This window comes from Kitasatospora sp. NPDC048296, assembly GCF_043201815.1.
Classification (GTDB): Bacteria; Actinomycetota; Actinomycetes; order Streptomycetales; family Streptomycetaceae; genus Kitasatospora.
This window is the reverse complement of record NZ_JBICZB010000219.1, coordinates 1-1,317: the sequence shown is the minus strand read 5'-3', so window position 1 is coordinate 1,317 and position 1,317 is coordinate 1. Positions and strand designations below refer to the sequence as shown.

Below are 1,317 nucleotides of genomic sequence, written 5' to 3'. Positions count from 1 at the left end.
CAGCTGCTGATCACCCGCGGTGCGCTGACCACCTTCTCGATCGCCAACGACGTGGCCAAGTACTTCGCGATCATCCCCGCGATGTTCGCCGGGGTGTACCCGGGCCTGCGCCACCTCAACATCATGGGCCTGCACAGCCCCCAGTCCGCGATCACCTCGGCGATCATCTTCAACGCCCTGGTCATCATCGGCCTGATCCCGCTCGCCCTGCGCGGCGTGAAGTACCGTCCGTCCGACGCCAGTTCGCTGCTGCGCCGCAACATCGGGGTCTACGGCTTCGGCGGTCTGGTGGTGCCGTTCGTCGGCATCAAGCTGATCGACCTGATCGTCCAGTTCATCCCCGGCCTCAACTGACGCAGGGAAAGGAGAGAAACACCATGTCCAAGCCCCTGCCGACGACCGTCCGCACTCACTTCACCGCGCTGCGCGCGCTGCTGGTGCTCACGGTGATCCTGGGTATCGCCTACCCGCTGCTGATCACCGGGATCAGCCAGGTCGCGTTCAGCGACAAGGCCAACGGCTCCATCGTGAAGGCCGACGGCCAGCCGATCGGTTCCAGCCTGCTCGGCCAGAACTACAACCTTCCCAAGAAGAACCCGGACGACCCGAAGGAGGACCCGGTGCCGGACCCGAAGTGGTTCCAGCCCCGGCCGTCCGCCAACAACTACGCCGGCGACAACTCGGGCGCCAGCAACCTCGGGCCGAACAGCGACGACCTGCTCAAGGCCGTCAACGACCGCCGCGCCGCCGTCGCCGCGTTCGACGGCGTCGACCCGGCGAGCGTCCCGGTCGACGCGCTGACCGCCTCGGGCTCCGGCCTCGACCCGCACATCTCGGTGGCCTACGCCAAGGAGCAGGTCAACCGGGTCGCCAAGGAGCGCAACCTGTCGGTGGAGAAGGTCACCGAACTGGTCGACAAGTACACCGAGAGCCGCTCGCTCGGCTTCCTCGGCCAGGAGGGCGTCAACGTCGTCCTCCTCAACAAGGCGATCAGCGAGCAGAAGTGACCGAGCAGTGACGTCACATCAGACGCCGCCGTCACCTGCGGGCGGATGACCGGGCCGGCCCGGGCGAGGGAGGATGCCTCCCGCGCCCGGGTCGGCCGCCCCCGTATCCGCACGCGCACGCACCACCCGGCTGTCACCTTCCGCCTGTCACCTCCCGATGATGGAAAGAGCAGTGCCCATGGCCCGCGACCTCACCCCCGGCTCCGGCATCCGCGGCGGCCGGCTGAGGGTGTACCTCGGCTCCGCCCCGGGGGTCGGCAAGACCTACCGGATGCTGGACGAGGCCCGGCGCAGACAGGAGCGCGGGGCC

At 68.5% G+C, this 1,317-nt stretch carries 2 protein-coding genes and 1 pseudogene; all 3 read left to right on the top strand.

Going from position 1 to position 1,317, the window contains the following annotated elements:
- Window positions 1-354, top strand: a pseudogene (locus ACGF12_RS38605) (potassium-transporting ATPase subunit B); the annotation flags it as partial.
- Window positions 355-377: 23 nt separating this feature from the next.
- Window positions 378-1,007, top strand: coding sequence for a K(+)-transporting ATPase subunit C (gene kdpC / locus ACGF12_RS38600; protein WP_393041351.1), 630 nt, complete (start codon window positions 378-380; stop codon window positions 1,005-1,007).
- 178 nt (window positions 1,008-1,185) lie between these two features.
- A partial coding sequence (locus ACGF12_RS38595; RefSeq protein WP_393041354.1) for a hypothetical protein occupies window positions 1,186-1,317 on the top strand: 132 nt, incomplete at its 3' end.

What these genes read in the sequence shown, in the direction of transcription:
- kdpC (WP_393041351.1), top strand. Translation starts at nt 378, where the DNA reads ATGTCCAAGCCCCTGCCGACGACCGTCCGCACTCACTTCACCGCGCTG.